Genomic DNA, 16,363 nt, shown 5'->3' with positions numbered 1-16,363 from the left:
CTAGACTGGCGATCCGCCGGCGGGGCCGGCGTTGACGGAAGCCCACAAGTTTATCGCATGCTGAGCATTCTCGACCGCTATTTCCTGCGCGAACTGGCGCAGACCGTGGCTGCCACCGTGGTGGTGCTGATGGTGATCGTGGCCGGCACCGCGTTCGCCACCGTGCTGCAGCAGGTGGCCAAGGGCAGCTTCCCGGCCAGCGTGATGTTCCAGGTGCTGGGCCTGCGCACGCTGCAACAGCTCACCAACATGCTGCCGCTGGCCGGCATGATCGGCGTGCTGATGGCGCTGGGCCGGATGTACCGCGAAAGCGAGATGCACGTGCTGATGTCCTCCGGCATGGGTCCGGACGGCTTGCTGCGGCCGATGGCGATCCTCGCCGTGGTGCTGGTGCTGATCACAGGTGCGGTGTCGCTGTGGCTGGGGCCGTGGGCGGCGCGCACCAGCAACGCGATGGTCGCCGTGGCAAACCGTTCGGTGATCGCCGCCGGCCTCGACGCCGGCCGCTTCACCGAACTGCCGGGCAAGGGCGGCATCATCTTCGTCGACACGCTGAGCCAGGACGGCACCAAACTGGGCCGCAGCTTCGTCTCCACCCAGCGCGCCAGCAAGGACGGCGAGGTGCACGTCAAGCTGGTCACCGCCGGCAACGGCGAGCTGTACCAGGAAAGCAACGGCGCGAACCGCTACATCGCGTTCCGCGACGGCTGGCAGTACGACATCCCGCTGGGCGCGGACAACTGGCGGCGCATGCAGTACCAGCGCAACGACACCTCGCTCTCCAACGTGACCGGCGACGACGACGAGGATCCCGCCGAGGGCATGTCCACGACGGATCTCTCGCGCTCCACCGATCCGGCAGCGCTTGCCGAACTGGCCTGGCGCACCAATGCGCCGGCGCTGACCCTGGTGATGCTGATGCTGGCCTTGCCGCTGTCGCGGCAGAGCCCGCGCGAGCCGCGCTACGGCCGCCTGATGCTGGCCATGCTGAGCTTCTATCTGTACTACCTGCTGCTGGCGCTTGGGCGGGCGCAGATCGGCAAGGGTCACTGGCACCACCAGACGGGGCTGTGGCTGCTGCACCTGCTGATGTTGGCCTTCGCCGCGTGGCTGTGGCGGAAGCAGTACGCGCCGCGCAAACCGCGCAACGAGAAGGCGCTGCGCGCATGAATCTGGCCATCAAGCGAGTCGACCGACTGGTTGCGCTCAGCGTGCTCGGTTCGGTGATTGGTGTGTGGCTGGTGCTCACCGGCTTCGATGCGGTGACGCATTTCCTGACTCAGCTGGGCCGGGTGGGCAAGAACGGTTACACGTTGGCCAATGCGGCGGTGTACATACTGGTGACCACGCCGCGACGTGCCTACGAGATGTTCAGCTTTGCGGCGCTGATCGGCGGCCTGCTGGGCCTGGGCGGCCTCGCGGCCACCGGCGAGCTCACCGCGCTGCGCGCCACCGGCATGTCGCGCCTGCGCATCGCCGCCTCGGCCACCGGGGTGATCGCGGTGCTGATCGTGGGCGTGGTGATCCTCGGCGAAACTGCCGCGCCCTGGGGCGACCAGCTCGCGCAGGCCATGCAGCTGCGCATGAAGTCCGGCAACATCGGTGCCACCGGCAGCGGGCTGTGGGCGCGCGACGGCGACCGCATCATCAACGCACGTGGCAGCGTGGTGCGCCGGGTGGGCGATCATGACGCGGTGCAGCTCACCGATGTACGCGTTTTCACGCTCACTTCCGACGGCCAGCTCAGCCGTTTCGACTGGGCCAGGACCGCCGACCATGACGGCCGCCAGTGGATCCTGCACGACGTGCGCAGCACCACGCTGGGCGCTACCGGCACGCACAGCAGCACGGTAGCCAGCGAGCAGTGGCAATCCAGCCTCAACCCGCAGGTGCTGGCGCAATCGGTGATCCAGCCGGAGTACCTGTCGATGCGCGACCTGCGCCGCAGCATGAGCTACCTGGAGCGCAACGGCGAAAGCCCGGGCGTGTACGCGGTGGCGTTCTGGGGCCGCGCGCTGTACGCGCTCAACGTGCTGGTACTGGTACTGTGCGCGATGCCATTCGCGTTCGGCGCGATGCGCTCGGGCGGACTCGGCAAGCGCATCTTCATCGGCATGCTGCTGGCGATCGGCTGGTACTTCCTGCAGAAGGCGATGGTGAACTTCGGCACTGTCTATGGCCTGCCACCGCTGCCCGCCAACCTGCTGCCCGCGATCCTGCTGGCCTTGGTCGCATGGCTGTATTTCCGCAAACACGCCTGAGGCGAGTGCCATGAACGTGGTCGACCTGCGCAGCGACACCGTCACCCGACCCACCGCGGCGATGCGCGCCGCGATGCTCGACGCCGAGGTCGGCGACGACGTCTACGGCGAGGATCCCACCGTCAACGCATTGCAGCGCCGGCTGGCCGGCGACCTGGGTTTCGAGGATGCGCTGTTCGTGCCCAGCGGCACGCAGAGCAACCTGCTCGCGCTGATGAGCCACTGCGAGCGCGGCGACGAATACCTCGTCGGCATGGATGCGCACACCTACAAGTTCGAGGGCGGCGGCGCCGCGGTGCTTGGCTCGATCCAGCCGCAACCCATCGTACAGGACGAGGACGGCACGCTGCCGCTCCCGCGCATCGCCGCGGCGATCAAGCCGGTCGATCCGCATTTCGCGCGCACGAAGCTGCTCGCCCTGGAGAACACCTGGCACGGCCGCGTGCTGCCGCTGGATTACCTGCGCGCGGCCCACGATTTCGCCCGTGCGCGCGGGCTGGCGCTGCACCTGGACGGCGCGCGCCTGTACAACGCGGCGGTGGCCGGCGGCGTCAGTGCAGGCGCCATCGCGCAGCATTTCGACAGCGTGTCGGTGTGCCTGTCCAAGGGCCTCGGCGCACCGGTTGGTTCGGTGCTGGTGGGCTCCGCGCCGCTGATCGAGAGGGCGCGGCGCTGGCGCAAGGTCGCCGGTGGCGGCTGGCGCCAGGCCGGCCTGCTCGCCGCTGCGGGACTGCACGCGCTGGATCATCACGTGGCGCGCCTGGCCGACGATCACCGCCGCGCGGCCCACCTTGCCGGCTGCCTGCGCGAAATCGCCGGCGTGAACCTGCTCGGCCAGCACACCAACATGGTGTTCGTCGACGTACCGGTCGAACGCCTGCGGGAACTGGACGTCCATCTGCGCGCCGCCGGCATCCGCATCAGCATCGGCTACCTGCCGACGTTGCGGCTGGTGACGCATCTGGACGTGGACGACGAAGGTGTCGAGCGCGTGGCCCAGGCGTTTCGCGCATTTTTTGCGCGGAGCTGAGTCGGGCGGGGTCCATCGCTGCGGCAGATTCAGGACGGCTTCGGGCGTGCGAAAACACCTGGCGTTCCCCATTGCATCGCCTGGCTACGCCAACCACGCCATTCCCATTTGCTAGCATTCCCCGAATGCGCCCCACGCCCCTCGATATCCTCCACAGCGTTTTCGGTTACCCCGGTTTCCGTGGCCAGCAACAGGCCATCGTCGAGCACGTGGCCGAGGGCGGCGACGCACTGGTGCTGATGCCTACCGGAGGCGGCAAGTCGCTGTGCTACCAGATTCCCGCGATGCTGCGGCAGGGTACCGGCATCGTGGTGTCGCCGCTGATCGCGCTGATGCAGGACCAGGTGGATGCGCTGCGGGCGGCTGGCGTGGCGGCGGCGTACCTCAACTCCAGTCTCGATGCGGCATCGCAGCGCGAGGTGGAGCAGCAGTTGCTGGCAGGCGAATTGAACCTGCTCTACGTGGCGCCGGAGCGCTTGCTCACCGGACGTTTCCTGAGCTTGCTGGAACAGACCGAGGTGGCGCTGTTCGCGATCGACGAGGCGCACTGCGTGTCGCAGTGGGGGCACGATTTCCGCCCCGAGTACCGCGAGCTCACCGTGCTGCACGGGCGGTTCCCGCAGGTGCCGCGCATCGCGCTCACCGCCACGGCCGACCCGCGTACGCGCGAAGAGATCGTGGAGCGGCTTGCGTTGGCGGATGCACGCCAGTTCGTCTCCAGTTTCGACCGGCCGAACATCCGCTATCGCGTGATGCTCAAGCACAACCCGCGCACGCAGCTGATGCAGTTTCTCGAAGGTCACCGCGGCGAGGCCGGCATCGTCTACGCGCTCAGCCGCAAGAAGGTGGACGACACCGCCGCCTGGCTGGCCGAGGCCGGCATCGAGGCGCTGCCTTATCACGCCGGCCTCGATGCCGCCATGCGCGCAAGGAACCAGCAGCGCTTCCTGCGCGAGGACGGCGTGGTGATGGTAGCCACCGTCGCGTTCGGCATGGGCATCGACAAGCCCGATGTGCGCTTCGTGGCGCATCTCGACCTGCCGCGCAGCATGGAAGGCTATTACCAGGAGACCGGCCGCGGCGGCCGCGACGGCCTGCCGGCCGAGGCGTGGATGATCTACGGCCTCGCCGACGTGGTGACGATGAGCCAGATGATCGCGCAGTCCGAATCGGCGGACGAACGCAAGCGCATCGAACGGCAGAAGCTGGAATCGCTGCTGGCCTACGCCGAGGCCACGCGCTGCCGGCGCGAGCTGCTGCTGGGCGCGTTCGGCGAGGATTACCACGGTCCCTGCGGCCATTGCGACAATTGCATGGAGCCGCCGAAGACCTGGGACGCCACGGTGCCTGCGCAGAAGGCCTTGTCGGCGGTGTACCGCAGTGGCCAGCGCTTCGGCGCCGGCCATGTCATCGACATCCTGCGCGGCGTGGACAACGAGCGCATGGGTCAGCTTGACCACGACAAGCTCAGCACCTTCGGCATCGGTGCCGACCTCGACGAGAAGGGCTGGCGCTCGGTGTTCCGCCAGCTGCTCGCGGCCGGCCTGCTCGCCACCGACGCGGAAGGCTACGGCACGCTGCGGCTCACCGCAGCCAGCCGCGACGTGCTGCTGGGCAAGCAGCAGGTGCGGCTGCGCGAAGATGCGAAGCCGGTGCGCTCCACCCGCCACCGCCGCGACAGCCAGCTGGTCACCGGCGCCAACCTCGGCATCGAGGCCTACGAACAGCCCTTGTGGGACTCACTGCGCGCCCTGCGCACGCAGCTGGCGCGCCAGCAGGGCGTGCCGCCCTACGTGGTGTTCCATGACGCCACGCTGCTGGCGATGCTGCGCGCGATGCCGGCGAACGAGGGCGAACTGGCCCAGGTCAGCGGCGTGGGCGAGGCCAAACTCAAGCGCTACGGGCGCGATTTCCTCGCGGTGATCAACGCGGTCGAGTGAGTCGCCGCGGCGGCGCGCCTTCGGGCTGGGTGCGTCCTTCGCCGGCACGGCGATGGGCAAACCGGGATGGGCCCGTGGCGCCGGCGGTGGAAATGTCGCCGCTGCCCCCGGACCATCGCGGCTCAGCCGGCCAGTTGCCAGTCGCCGTCGTTGACGCTGGCCTGCGCCAGCCGTGCCGGCGGCTCGCCCAGGTAGCGCCATTGCTCCAGTGCTGTCGGCAGGCGGGCCCGCTTGCAGCTCGCATGCAGATAGGCCAGCGCCGCGGCCACGTCCTCGTGCCGCGCCAATTCGCAATCCCCCAGCAGGCTGCGCCAGCGCCGCCCGTGCCGCACGATGCGGAACAGCCCGAACTTCGAGGGAGCAACGTATTGCGCCGGCATGGCCGCGGACCTTGGGAGGCGAGACGGGCAGTCTGGACGGCGCAGATGGCCCGCCGGTGATCCGCGGGTGGCAGCCGGGTGACAGCCGTTGCCCCCTGTAGCCGCCCTGGCGGCGGTATTGCGTCGCATGCACATGGGCCGGGCCGTTTTGTCTGCAATGCCTTGCGGGCGCCCAGGATGCCCCGCGAGGGCGCGCCCTGGGGCTTGCAAGCCTGCAGCTTCGGAACGATGGACCTCGCGAGCGGCTGGCAAGCTGGCATTACTTTTGCTTCAAAAGTATCGATGCGGCGAACCCGGACCCGCGGCGGGCTGGCACGGCCCGCCATCCGGTTTTATGCTTGTCCGGGTTACGCCGCAGGACAGTGGTTCAGCATAGGCACTGCGATGATGGTGGCGTGATCCGGTCTTCGGGGCGGGGGCAAGGATCGAGTCGGGGGAACGCAATGCGCGTTGGATCATGGTGGGGGACCGTGTTGCGGCAGGCCTTGGTGGCCGGTGTCTACCTGGCTGTGCTGTCCCTGTTTCATGCGGTTTCCGTCCGGCATTGGGTCATCCTGGCCGGTCTGCACCTTGCGGCCTTGATGCTGATGCCATACCGCTACTGGCCAGCGCTCTTCTTTGCAGACACCGCTTGTCAGGCCTACGTCAGCTATACCTGCTTCGATCAATTTGGTCTGCTCTGGACCGTGCTCAACACAATTCCATCGCTGGCCTACGAGGCCCCCGTGGTGTGGTGGTTCCGGGAGCGCTGGCGGCTGTTTCCGTCGCGGGGAACGGTCAACATGCCGATCTTCGTGATGTGCGCCTTGATCATCTCGATCATTGCGACGGTTGAGACCATCGTGCAGGTGCGATTGGCGACGCTTCCACCGGGCTATGTGGTCCATTACCGCGCGGTGACTGCTCGCATGGTGCTTGGCAACTTCATGGGCGTGCTTACGGTGGCGCCGATCGCGCTTGTGGTCTACCAGAGTTTCGTGGCTGCGGATCGGCGGTGGCGGCGCTGGTTCTTGGCGCTGCAGGAAAGCCGCTTCCTGATCGAAGGTGCGCTGGGGGTATTTCCGGTCATAGCGTTCCTGGTCTGGCTGGGTGACCACAATCCCGAGATTCGCGCCATGGCACAGATGGCCATGTTCATGCCGGTCATCTTCATGGCTTTCCGGCACGGCTGGCAGGGCGCGGCGGTGGCCGGCACCTTGGCCAGCCTCGGCATCGTGGCCTTGATGCCCGCCACCAACGACCCGGCCACCCTGCAGGCCGAGACCCTGGTGGCCATGTCCATTTCCACCATGCTGCTGGTAGGAGGACGCATGACGGCGATGGCGCAGCGGGTGGAGCAGGAACGCTTCGATTCGCGCATGGCCATGGCCTTGGCGCATCGCAATGCGGCCCTGGGCGAAGCCCAGCTGCGTGTCACGGCGCAGGCACTGGACCAGCTCGGCCAGTCGATCCACGGCGCTTTCAAGCTGATGCTGGGGCGCCTGCGTTATCTGCAACCGGTGACGGACGACGTCGGTTATCGCCGGCACGCAGAGCGCGCCCAGGAACAGCTCTTCCTGCTGACCGACAGCCTGAGTCCCACCGTGCTGCGCGAGCATGGCCTGCCGGGTGCCCTGAACCAGGGGGCCCTGGCCCGTGTGCTGCACGAGGCCGGCATCCGGTACTGGTGTGACTTGCGCGGCCCCGTGGGCAGCGTTCCGCGCGAGCTGAGCCTAGTCGTCTATCGCGTGGTGTGCGAGGCGATCTCGGAAACCTGCCTGACGCACGAGCCCGCGGACGTATTGGTGAAGGTCCGCTGCGGCACCAGGGACCGGGCCTGGGCGGTCGTGATGATCGACCTGCGCTGGAATCCGGCACGATCGCTGCACGTGGACTGGGTGGCCTTGCGGCAGCGCCTGCGCATCAGCGCCACGGGCCTGGGGCGCGAGGCCATCGCGGACCGGGCCGCCACCTACGGCGGGCGGTTGCGCGAACGCACCTCGCCCGATGGCAGGCGCGTGGTGGTCTCGTTCCTGGAGCCGAGCCACCTCCACGCCTGACGTGGAGGCGGCTGGCTGCAAGCTTCAGTTAATGCCCTTAAGACTGCAGTCGATCGGATCGCAGGTGCCCACGGCAGCCGCGGCGTTCAGGCTCATGGTGCCGTCACTCAGGGGCGTGGCCGTCACCGTCGTGGTGCCGTCGTTGTAGACCGTGACTGGGGAAGCCACGGCGGCGGCGGTCGTGGGTGCGCTGGCCGGCTGGCTGGGCGTGACGACCTGCTGGGCAAAGCGACCGATCGGCAGCGTGATGAACTGGCCGCCCGCGGTGCCGACACTGCCAAGCACGTTGCCGTTGAGATCGTTGACCTGGATGTATTCGACGCCGCCCATCGCGAACACATACACGTGGAAATTCGGGTTGGTGCTGACGTCCTGGGCATTCGGCCACGACTGGCCGAGGCCGGTGGCGGGAGTGGCCGCGAAGACGGCGCCGGTGGCGACGGCGAACGACGCCGCGAAGATTGCACGAGTCAACATGCGCATGGTGGACCCCTTGATTTGTGGAGGGCGATCTGCCCGAGTCGAAACTACCACCACCGAAGCAAGGCAAATGCATCCTGGGTTGGCAGTCCGCATACGACGCCTGGCGTCAACGCCCTGGCCATCGTCGCGGAGCAACGGGCGGCGGAGGCACAAAAACGAAGCGCGCCGCATGGGCGCGCCTGATGCATGACGATGGTGGCCGGGGACGGAATCGAACCGCCGACACGGGGATTTTCAATCCCCTGCTCTACCAACTGAGCTACCCGGCCGGATGCCTTGCCAACAGGACGGGCGTTACGCTCGTCGGTGTGGCGTGGAGCCGTGCATTAGACCGAATGCACGCCTTGCCGTCAAGACTGCAGGTCGGGCGGAGTGAAGCCTGCAGCCTGGTCGACCTCGCCGCCGAACAGGAATTTCTCCATCTGCCCGGCGAGGTACTTGCGTGCCTTGGGATCGAGCGGATTGAGCCGGTATTCGTTGATCAGCATGGTCTGGTGGGCGAGCCATTGCTGCCACGCCGGCCTGGAGATCTCGGCGTATATGCGCTGGCCCAGCGGGCCGGGCCAGGGCGCAAAGTCGAGGCCCTCGGCGTCGATGCCGAGCTTGACGCAGTGGATGGTGCGGCTCATGGGGTGGTTCCTTCGATCTGTTGCAACAGCTTGCGCACCGGCGCGGGCAGGCCGAGCGCGGCCAGTTCTCTGGTGCCGCACCAGCGCAGGGCTGGATTGTCGGCGATGCCGCGCGGTGCCGTCGCGCCGTCGAACAGCAGCGGTTCGACGCGCAGCTTGTAGTGGCTGAATACATGGACGAACGGCGCGAGCGCCTTCGCATCGTCGATGTGCGCATGCCGCCTGGCATCGCGCCACGCGCCGTCGATGTCGGCGGCTTCGGGCAGGCTCCACAGGCCGGGCCACACGCCCTGCGGGCCGCGCCGCTCCAGCAGCACGCGGCCGTGCGCGTCGCGCAGTATCAGCATCACGGTCGCATGCACGGGCGCGACTTTCGTCGGCTTCGGCGACGGCAGCTGGGCCACGAGGCCGTCGCGCCGGGCAACGCAGGCCTCGGCCAGCGGGCAGGTCGCGCAGCCCGGGTTGCTCCGCGTGCACACGGTGGCACCCAGATCCATGATCGCCTGGGTGTAATCGGCCACGCGCGTGGCCGGAGTGTGCGCGTCTGCATGTCGCCACAGCTGTTTTTCCACCGCACTCGTGCCGGGATGGCCGTGGACGCCGTGGTAGCGCGCCAGCACGCGTTTCACGTTGCCGTCGAGGATGGGAAAACGCACGCCATGCGCCTGGGCGAGGATCGCGCCGGCGGTGGAACGGCCGATGCCGGGCAGGGCGGCGAGCGCATCGAAGTCGCGTGGCAACTCGCCGCCATGGCGCTCCAAGCAGAGCTGTGCGGCACGGTGCAGGAAGCGGGCGCGGCGGTAGTAGCCGAGACCCGACCACAGGGCGAGCACCTGGTCCTCGGGTGCGGCAGCGAGTGCGCGCAGGTCGGGCAGCGCGGCGACGAAGCGCTCGAAGTAACCGACCACGGTGGCGACCTGGGTCTGCTGCAGCATGATTTCGGACAACCACACGCGGTAGGCGTCGCGTGGGTGTTGCCAGGGCAGATCGTGGCGGCCGTGGCGATCGAACCAGGCCAGCAGGGCGGCGGCGAACGGCTTCACTTCGACTTGCCGCCCGGCTTGCTGCCGGCAGCGGGCTTGACCGCAGCAGCGGCGGGTTTTGCCGCCGTGGCGGCCGCGGCGGGGGCGTCGTCCCCGGCCTGCACGCTGAGCCCCTCGACCGCCAGGCCGCCGAGCTGCAGTTTCGCCATCTGCAGCGTGCCGCTGCCGGGCGGCATGCCGGGCTGCGGTGCGGCTTGCTGGTCGGAGGGCGTGTTGAGCGTGCTCCACCAGTGCGCCAGCGCCAGCGGCGGCAGGCGCAGGTCGGCGTGGTTGTCCGGGCCGTCCAGCTTCAGCTGCAGCAGCAACGGGTCGGTCTGGTTGGCGGGCGTGAGCGCCAGCGCGATGTCGTAGCTGCCGCCATCGGCCTGGTCGAGCTTGCCGCCGAGTTGCGCGGCCGCATCCGCGGCGCCGTGCCAGCGGGCATTGCCGCTCAGCACGAGCGTGGTTCCGCTGCCTTGCGACAGGTGCAGCCGGATGCGGTCGAGTTGCATCGCGTTGCCCTCCATGCGCGGGGTGGTGGTGAGCCGCAGCTGCAGCGGCGCGCCCGCGGCCGTGCTGGCCGACATGCTGAGCGGGAACTCCTGGCCGGGCGCGAGCGTGCCGGCCGAGAGCGTCACGTTGTTGAGCAGCAGTTGATCCCCGCGCACCACGCTGCCGTGCTCGATGCTGATACCGGCATCGATGCGCGGGATCATCGGGGCGGCGTTGGCCGGCTGCGGCGGCAGGGTGGCCAGCCATTCCTGCAGCGCATCCAGATCCACCCGCGGCGCATCCACCTCCATCTGCGCGATCGCGGTAGGGCCGCCGAGCAGGGTGCGCCAGGGCAGTACCAGCCGGCCGCGCGAAGCGAGCAGGATCGGGCTGTCCGCGCCCTCGGCGTTGAGCGTGATGCCGCGCAGGTCCAGCGCCGGCCGCGGGAACAGGGTGGGGCTGGCGGGGCGCGCGAGGTTCAGCACCAGTCCGGCATCGTGCGCCTGCTGTTGCAGCATCGCGGTGAAGCGATCGGGTTGCAGCAGCAGGTAGACCACGATCAGCACGGTGAACACTGCGGCAAACGCCAGTGCGCCCACGCCGATCAGCAGCCATCGCAGCCCGCGCGTCATGTCAGGCCCGCACTCGCCGGCCTAGGGATGCTCTGATCTATTCCACGTACCCGGCATGACGTCCAGAAGTCCCGCGGGTTGTGTCGCGTGGCGCAGGGCAGACTGGCCGTCTGTTCAAGCCGTGCGGCGCAGCCCGCGGGCCTTCTGGACGTCACCCCATCATCCAATTCAATACGCTGGGGCCACGCTGTATGCGCGCAGCGTTCCGCCCCAGCGTCTAGACAGACGGCCAGTCTGCCGTCGCCGCTGCGACGAACCGCTGCGCGCATACAGCGCGGTGACTGGTACGCGGAATAGACCAGAGCATCCCTAGCCATGGCCGGCGGGCAGCAGGCCGTCGACGAAGGCGGCCGCGTCGAAAGTGCGCAGATCGGTGGCGGTCTCCCCCAGGCCAACGAAACGGATCGGCAGGCCGAACTCGCGCGCCAGCGCGAACACCACGCCCCCCTTGGCGGTGCCGTCGAGCTTGGTGACCACCAGGCCGGTGACGCCCACGATCTGGCGGAACTGCCGCACCTGGTTGACCGCGTTCTGGCCGGTGGTGCCGTCGATCACCATCAACACCTCGTGCGGCGCCTCGGGATCGAGCTTCTTCAGCACGCGGGCGATCTTGCCCAGCTCGTCCATCAGCCCGCCCTGCGTGTGCAGGCGACCGGCGGTGTCGGCCACCAGCACGTCGGCGCCGCGCGAACGCGCGGCCTGCAGCGCGTCGAAGATCACGCTGGCGGCGTCGGCGTCCTGGCCCTGCGAGATCACCTGCACGCCGTTGCGCTCGCCCCAGGTCTTGAGCTGTTCGACCGCGGCGGCGCGGAAGGTGTCGCCGGCGGCCAGCAGCACGCCGTGGCCTTCGTCACGCCACCGGCGCGCGAGTTTGCCTATCGTGGTGGTCTTGCCCACGCCGTTGATGCCCACGGTGAGCACCACGAAGGGCTTGCGGCCGGCCGGCTCCAGCGGCTGCTGCACGGGCTTCAGCAGGGTGACCAGCGCCTCGCGCAGCGCCTCGCGCAAAGCCGCGGCGTCGGCGAACTCGCGCTTGTGCATGCGGCGGCGCAGGTCTTCCACCAGCGCGCTGCTGGCTTCCACGCCCACGTCGGCGGTGATCAGGGTGGTCTCCAGCTCGTCCAGCAGGTCGTCGTCGAGCCGGGGATTGCGCTGGAACAGGTTGCCCAGGCCGCGGCCCAGCGCGCTGCCGGCGAGGCGCTCGCGCCAGCCGCGCCTGGCCGGTGCCGCTTCGGGCGCTTCGACGACCGCGGGTACGGCGACTTCGGCGACGGCGACCGGCGGAGCCGGGGGCGCGGCCTCCTGCAACACGCCCGTGGCCGGCGCCTCGGCAGGAGGCGCGGGCGAAGTCTCGGCGGGCTTCTTCTTCCAGAACTTGAGCATTGCGGGGGCGATTCAAAGACAATAGGCGGCATGCTAACACCCCGTTCCTTACGCCTCGAAAAATCGCCATCCTGGCGATTTTTCGACTTGGCGAGTCCGGCACATGTCCGGACTCGCCTCCGACGAACAATCGCTGAGACGCTTGTCGCGGCGAGCCATCCGTGGCTCGCAAGGGTGCCCCGAGGTCTTTCAGGGCACCCTTCCGTTCCGGCCGCTGAGCCGCGGGAAGCTCCTTGAACAGCCGCCCCGGCCGCATCCGCATCATCGGCGGCAGCCTGCGCAACTCGCGCCTCGAGGTGCCCGAACTGCCCGGTCTGCGGCCCACGCCTGAGCGGGTGCGCGAGACGCTGTTCAACTGGCTGGCGCCGATGATCGACGGTGCCCGGGTGCTGGACCTCTGCGCCGGCACTGGCGCGCTGGGCATCGAGGCGCTGTCGCGCGGTGCGGCCAGCAGCTGCTTCGTCGAGCCGGATGCGCGGGCGGCAGCGGCGCTGCGCGACAACCTGGCCCGGCTCAAGGCCGCGGCGGGCGAGGTGGCGGCGGTCGAAGCGCAGGCCTTCCTGCGCGGCGCGGCGCGGGCGTTCGACCTGGTGTTCCTCGACCCGCCGTTCGCGCTGGACTTGTGGAGCGGACTGGCCGAACACCTGGAGCGGGGCGGCTGGCTGGCCGAACGGGCGTGGATCTACGTGGAGTCGCCGCGCGCGTCCATCCCCGCCGTGCCGGCGGACTGGGTGCTGCATCGCGAGGGGCACGCCGGCGAGGTGCGTTTTGCGCTGTACCGACGGGTGCCGGCGGGCGGTCTGCGGCCCGGCACACCCTGCTAAGCTAGGGCCTGATTCCGCTGCGCTCCCCGCCCGTGAACAAACCCTCCGGCAATCCCCGCCTGGCCGTGTACCCGGGCACCTTCGATCCGATCACCAACGGCCATGCCGACCTGGTCGCGCGTGCCGCGCCCCTGTTCGACCGCGTGGTGGTGGCGGTGGCCGACAGTTCGAGCAAGGGGCCGGGCTTCAGCCTCAACGAGCGCATCGCACTGGCGCGCCTGGCGCTGGCCGACCTGCGCAACGTGGAGGTGCGCGGCTTCGACAGCCTGCTGGCCGACTTCGTGGCCGAGATCGGTGCGGGGGTGATCATCCGCGGGCTGCGCGCGGTGTCGGACTTCGAGTACGAATTCCAGCTGGCCAGCATGAACCGGCATCTGATCCCGCAGGCGGAGACACTGTTTCTCACGCCGGCGGAGCAATACAGCTTCATTTCCTCGTCGCTGGTGCGCGAGATCGGCCGCCTCGGCGGCGATATCTCCGGTTTCGTGCATCCGGCGGTGCAACAGGCCATGCGTCAGCGCTGGCACAAGGGCCGCAGCGGCGGCCTCCCCAAGCAACCCGAAACCGAAGGTGACCATCATGCGTAAGTTCGCTCTCATCGCCGCCATCGCGCTGGCCGCCGGCCTCGTCCTAGGCGGCTGCTCCAAGCAGGGCGCCGACCAGGACCAGCAGGCCGCCGCACAGGCTGCAGGACCCGCCAAGCCCACCAGCATCACCGACGCCAAGGGCTGGAACGCCTACCTTGGCCAGCTGGTGCAGAAGAACCTGCAGGGCATGGCCGCGCAGCAGCCGTATGCCTACCTGGTGACCCCGGGCCAGACCGACGACGACAAGGCGCAGAACGACCGCCAGTTGCAGAACGTGCAGGACACCGTGGCTCGCGGCGTGCTGCCGGGCAACCTGCTGGCCTTTGCCGGCCCGGTGTCCGCCACCACCGCCGACATGGTCGTGGCCGCGTTCAAGGACGCCAAGCCCGGCACCTTCAAGGACGTGATCGTGCTGTTCATCGGCGACAAGGCCGACGAGCAGCGTGTCGAGGACGTGATCAAGCCGACCGGCGCCACGTTCCGTTTCGTGCAGATGTGAGAGACGGGAGCGAGGGACGGGTGGCGCTGAGCGAGGCAGGGTGCGCGACCGACGCGTGGCCCTTGTCCGCTTTCCGCTACTCGTCCCTCGTTCCCCGCTTGTCCCCATGTCCCTGAAGATCCTCGACACCTGCGTCAACTGCGACGTCTGCGAACCGGTCTGCCCGAACAAGGCGATCTCGCTGGGCGAGGAGTACTACGTCATCGACCCGGCGCTGTGCACCGAGTGCGTGGGCCACCACGACGAGCCGCAGTGCGTGGAGGTGTGCCCTGTCGAATGCATCATCGTCGACCCCGAGCACACCGAGTCGCGCGAAGCGCTCGAACTGAAATATCGCCACCTGACGGGCTCGAGCACCGACGCCTGAACCAGCCAAGGAGTTCGCCGCATGAAGTTCCAGATGCACGGTCGCGTGTTGTTGCTGAGCCTGCTGCTGACCGGCAGTGCGGCCTTCGCCGCAGACGGCACGCCCAAGGCCGCGCCGGTCGCGGCGACGGCCCAGCCGGTGCAGCGTCCCGGCCATGCCGGCATCGCCAGCGCGAACTTCCTCGCCACCAACGCCGGCTTCGAGGTGCTCGCCAAGGGCGGCAACGCGTTCGACGCGGCGGTGGCGGTGGCCTCGACGCTGTCGGTGGTGGAGCCTGAGAGTTCCGGCATCGGCGGCGGCTTCATGGCCACGCTGCACATCGCCAAGGACAACCGCGACGTGTTCATCGATGCGCGCGAGACCGCGCCGATGGCGGTCAACCCCAAGGACTACCTCAACCCCGACGGCACGCCCAACCGCGATGCGGCGCTGAAGGGGCCGCTGTCCGCCGGCATTCCCGGCGAACCGGCCGGCCTGGTGTTGCTGGCTGAGAAGTTCGGCAAGCTGCCGCTCAGCGTGTCGCTGGCGCCTGCCATCCGCACCGCACGCGAAGGCTTCAAGCCCGATCCGCGCCTGCTGCAGTCGATCGCCGGGGAACAGAAGAACCTGGAGCGCTGGCCGGCCTCCGCCGCCAAGTACCTGCCGGGCGGCAAGCCGCCGGCGGCGGGCGAGATCTGGCGCGATCCGGAGCAGGCGCGCACCTGGGAGCTGATCGCCGAGAAAGGCGACGCCGGCTTCTACCGCGGAGCAACGGCGCAGAAGCTGGTAGATGCGGTGCGTGCCGCCGGCGGCAACTGGACGCTGCAGGACCTGGCGAACTATCGCGCCAAGGAGCGCACGCCGATCACGATCGACTACCGGGGCTACAAGATCGTCACCGCGCCGCCGCCGTCCTCGGGCGGCGTGGCGATCGCCGAGATCCTCAACATCCTTCGCGGCTATGACCTCGCGAAGATGGACCCGGCACACCGCGCGCACTACACCATCGAGGCGATGCGCCGCGCGTTCCGCGACCACAACGATTACCTTGGCGATCCCGACTTCGTGAAGATGCCGCTGGACATGCTGCTGTCGCCGTACTACGCCGACGGCCTGCGCCAGAGCATCCTGCCCGACCAGGCCACGCCGTCTTCCATGCTGCCGCACGGGCCGTCGCACGATCCGGGCATGCACACCACGCATTTCTCGATCATCGACAAAGACGGCAACATGGTGGGGATCACCTCCACCGTGAACTACATCCTCGGCTCCACCTTCGTCGCCAAGGGCACCGGCGTGCTGCTCAACGACGAGATGGATGATTTCGCGCTGGTGCCGAACAAGCCGAACGTCTACGGCCTGCTCGGCAGCAAGGCGAACGCGCCGGTGGGCGGCAAGCGGATGCTGTCCTCGATGTCGCCCAGCATCGTGATCGGCAAGGACCGCAGCGCGGTGATCGGCTCGCCCGGCGGTTCCACCATCATCACCCAGGTGCTGGAAGGCATCCTGCACTTCATCGACGGCCAGAGCGCGCAGCAGATCGTGGCCGACAAGCGCTTCCACCACCAGTTCCTGCCCGACGAGGTGTTCGTGGAGGACGGCGTGTTCGACGCCGCCACCAGCGCCGAACTCAGGAAGATGGGTTACACGCTGAAGCCGCGCGAACCCTGGGGCTTCATGAACGTGGTGACCTGGGACCACCGCGACAACAAGCTCGACGCCGCCAGCGACCCGCGCCGGCCGTCCGGACTGGGCAAGGTGGAGTAATTCCGTGGAGCTTTTCCCGCTGCCCGGCAACCCGCGGCGGCTCGACGGC

Annotated in this window: 16 protein-coding genes and 1 tRNA gene; 10 read left to right on the top strand and 7 right to left on the bottom strand. The window is 68.7% G+C overall.

Annotated features, from left to right (window positions below; genetic code table 11):
* The first annotated feature begins 57 nt into the window (after nucleotides 1–57).
* The 4 genes from lptF to recQ all read left to right on the top strand — a co-directional run bounded on the left by lptF (nucleotide 58) and on the right by recQ (nucleotide 5,231).
* Nucleotides 58–1,170 (top strand): LPS export ABC transporter permease LptF, encoded by a 1,113-nt coding sequence (gene lptF, locus AC2EWF_RS05665; RefSeq protein ID WP_483638394.1) that lies wholly within the window; start codon nucleotides 58–60, stop codon nucleotides 1,168–1,170.
* Nucleotides 1,167–2,261 carry an LPS export ABC transporter permease LptG gene (lptG, locus tag AC2EWF_RS05660; RefSeq protein ID WP_483638393.1) on the top strand — a complete coding sequence of 365 codons (1,095 nt, stop codon included), beginning with the start codon at nucleotides 1,167–1,169 and terminating at the stop codon, nucleotides 2,259–2,261. The genes lptF and lptG overlap by 4 nt, the downstream gene beginning before the upstream one ends.
* 10 nt (nucleotides 2,262–2,271) lie before the next feature.
* Complete coding sequence (ltaE, locus tag AC2EWF_RS05655) at nucleotides 2,272–3,291, top strand: low-specificity L-threonine aldolase (RefSeq protein ID WP_483638392.1); 1,020 nt, start codon at nucleotides 2,272–2,274, stop codon at nucleotides 3,289–3,291.
* Between the two features lie 125 nt (nucleotides 3,292–3,416).
* Nucleotides 3,417–5,231: a DNA helicase RecQ gene (gene recQ, locus AC2EWF_RS05650; protein ID WP_483638391.1), complete on the top strand. Its 1,815-nt coding sequence runs from the start codon at nucleotides 3,417–3,419 to the stop codon at nucleotides 5,229–5,231.
* 122 nt (nucleotides 5,232–5,353) lie between these two features.
* On the opposite strand, the gene AC2EWF_RS05645 is transcribed toward recQ, so the two are convergent.
* Nucleotides 5,354–5,611: a hypothetical protein gene (locus tag AC2EWF_RS05645; protein WP_483638390.1), complete on the bottom strand. Its 258-nt coding sequence runs from the start codon at nucleotides 5,609–5,611 to the stop codon at nucleotides 5,354–5,356.
* 470 nt (nucleotides 5,612–6,081) lie between these two features.
* Between AC2EWF_RS05645 and AC2EWF_RS05640 the strand changes: the two genes are divergently transcribed.
* Nucleotides 6,082–7,650, top strand: coding sequence for an MASE1 domain-containing protein (locus AC2EWF_RS05640; RefSeq protein WP_483638389.1), 1,569 nt, complete (start codon nucleotides 6,082–6,084; stop codon nucleotides 7,648–7,650).
* A 24-nt stretch (nucleotides 7,651–7,674) separates the two neighbouring features.
* On the opposite strand, the gene AC2EWF_RS05635 is transcribed toward AC2EWF_RS05640, so the two are convergent.
* From AC2EWF_RS05635 to ftsY, 6 genes are all read right to left on the bottom strand, one after another.
* Nucleotides 7,675–8,133 carry a hypothetical protein gene (locus AC2EWF_RS05635; RefSeq protein WP_483638388.1) on the bottom strand — a complete coding sequence of 153 codons (459 nt, stop codon included), beginning with the start codon at nucleotides 8,131–8,133 and terminating at the stop codon, nucleotides 7,675–7,677.
* Between the two features lie 193 nt (nucleotides 8,134–8,326).
* Nucleotides 8,327–8,402 (bottom strand) — tRNA-Phe (locus AC2EWF_RS05630).
* 81 nt (nucleotides 8,403–8,483) lie between these two features.
* Nucleotides 8,484–8,762 (bottom strand): oxidative damage protection protein, encoded by a 279-nt coding sequence (locus tag AC2EWF_RS05625; RefSeq protein ID WP_483638387.1) that lies wholly within the window; start codon nucleotides 8,760–8,762, stop codon nucleotides 8,484–8,486.
* Nucleotides 8,759–9,805, bottom strand: coding sequence for an A/G-specific adenine glycosylase (gene mutY / locus AC2EWF_RS05620; protein WP_483638386.1), 1,047 nt, complete (start codon nucleotides 9,803–9,805; stop codon nucleotides 8,759–8,761). Before mutY ends, AC2EWF_RS05625 begins: the two co-directional genes overlap by 4 nt.
* Entirely contained in the window at nucleotides 9,802–10,908 is a 1,107-nt protein-coding gene (locus AC2EWF_RS05615) for an AsmA family protein (protein ID WP_483638385.1), read from the bottom strand. Before AC2EWF_RS05615 ends, mutY begins: the two co-directional genes overlap by 4 nt.
* 309 nt (nucleotides 10,909–11,217) lie before the next feature.
* The gene (gene ftsY, locus AC2EWF_RS05610; RefSeq protein ID WP_483638384.1) at nucleotides 11,218–12,291 is read right to left on the bottom strand and encodes a signal recognition particle-docking protein FtsY; all 1,074 of its coding nucleotides are present in this window, start codon (nucleotides 12,289–12,291) and stop codon (nucleotides 11,218–11,220) included.
* Nucleotides 12,292–12,524: 233 nt separating this feature from the next.
* Here ftsY and rsmD point away from each other — a divergent pair, with 233 nt between their 5' ends.
* The 5 genes from rsmD to ggt all read left to right on the top strand — a co-directional run bounded on the left by rsmD (nucleotide 12,525) and on the right by ggt (nucleotide 16,314).
* Nucleotides 12,525–13,115 carry a 16S rRNA (guanine(966)-N(2))-methyltransferase RsmD gene (gene rsmD / locus AC2EWF_RS05605; protein WP_483638383.1) on the top strand — a complete coding sequence of 197 codons (591 nt, stop codon included), beginning with the start codon at nucleotides 12,525–12,527 and terminating at the stop codon, nucleotides 13,113–13,115.
* Between the two features lie 32 nt (nucleotides 13,116–13,147).
* A complete protein-coding gene (gene coaD, locus AC2EWF_RS05600) occupies nucleotides 13,148–13,702 on the top strand; it encodes a pantetheine-phosphate adenylyltransferase (RefSeq protein WP_483638382.1) in 555 nt (184 codons plus the stop codon).
* Nucleotides 13,695–14,201, top strand: coding sequence for a hypothetical protein (locus AC2EWF_RS05595; protein ID WP_483638381.1), 507 nt, complete (start codon nucleotides 13,695–13,697; stop codon nucleotides 14,199–14,201). Before coaD ends, AC2EWF_RS05595 begins: the two co-directional genes overlap by 8 nt.
* Before the next feature lie 106 nt (nucleotides 14,202–14,307).
* A complete protein-coding gene (locus AC2EWF_RS05590; RefSeq protein ID WP_483638380.1) occupies nucleotides 14,308–14,568 on the top strand; it encodes a YfhL family 4Fe-4S dicluster ferredoxin in 261 nt (86 codons plus the stop codon).
* Between the two features lie 21 nt (nucleotides 14,569–14,589).
* Complete coding sequence (gene ggt / locus AC2EWF_RS05585) at nucleotides 14,590–16,314, top strand: gamma-glutamyltransferase (protein ID WP_483638379.1); 1,725 nt, start codon at nucleotides 14,590–14,592, stop codon at nucleotides 16,312–16,314.
* Nucleotides 16,315–16,363: the final 49 nt, after the last annotated feature.

It is taken from the genome of Rhodanobacter sp. sgz306013, assembly GCF_057031145.1.
Note: the sequence above shows the minus strand (reverse complement) of the source record. Positions and strands in the feature narration are given on the sequence as shown.

Coding starts and splice junctions, on each gene's coding strand:
- AC2EWF_RS05625 (WP_483638387.1), bottom strand. CDS start 8,762: ATGAGCCGCACCATCCACTGCGTCAAGCTCGGCATCGACGCCGAGGGC.
- AC2EWF_RS05590 (WP_483638380.1), top strand. CDS start 14,308: ATGTCCCTGAAGATCCTCGACACCTGCGTCAACTGCGACGTCTGCGAA.
- AC2EWF_RS05635 (WP_483638388.1), bottom strand. CDS start 8,133: ATGCGCATGTTGACTCGTGCAATCTTCGCGGCGTCGTTCGCCGTCGCC.
- AC2EWF_RS05645 (WP_483638390.1), bottom strand. CDS start 5,611: ATGCCGGCGCAATACGTTGCTCCCTCGAAGTTCGGGCTGTTCCGCATC.
- ggt (WP_483638379.1), top strand. CDS start 14,590: ATGAAGTTCCAGATGCACGGTCGCGTGTTGTTGCTGAGCCTGCTGCTG.
- lptG (WP_483638393.1), top strand. CDS start 1,167: ATGAATCTGGCCATCAAGCGAGTCGACCGACTGGTTGCGCTCAGCGTG.
- recQ (WP_483638391.1), top strand. CDS start 3,417: ATGCGCCCCACGCCCCTCGATATCCTCCACAGCGTTTTCGGTTACCCC.
- ftsY (WP_483638384.1), bottom strand. CDS start 12,291: ATGCTCAAGTTCTGGAAGAAGAAGCCCGCCGAGACTTCGCCCGCGCCT.
- ltaE (WP_483638392.1), top strand. CDS start 2,272: ATGAACGTGGTCGACCTGCGCAGCGACACCGTCACCCGACCCACCGCG.
- AC2EWF_RS05595 (WP_483638381.1), top strand. CDS start 13,695: ATGCGTAAGTTCGCTCTCATCGCCGCCATCGCGCTGGCCGCCGGCCTC.
- AC2EWF_RS05615 (WP_483638385.1), bottom strand. CDS start 10,908: ATGACGCGCGGGCTGCGATGGCTGCTGATCGGCGTGGGCGCACTGGCG.
- lptF (WP_483638394.1), top strand. CDS start 58: ATGCTGAGCATTCTCGACCGCTATTTCCTGCGCGAACTGGCGCAGACC.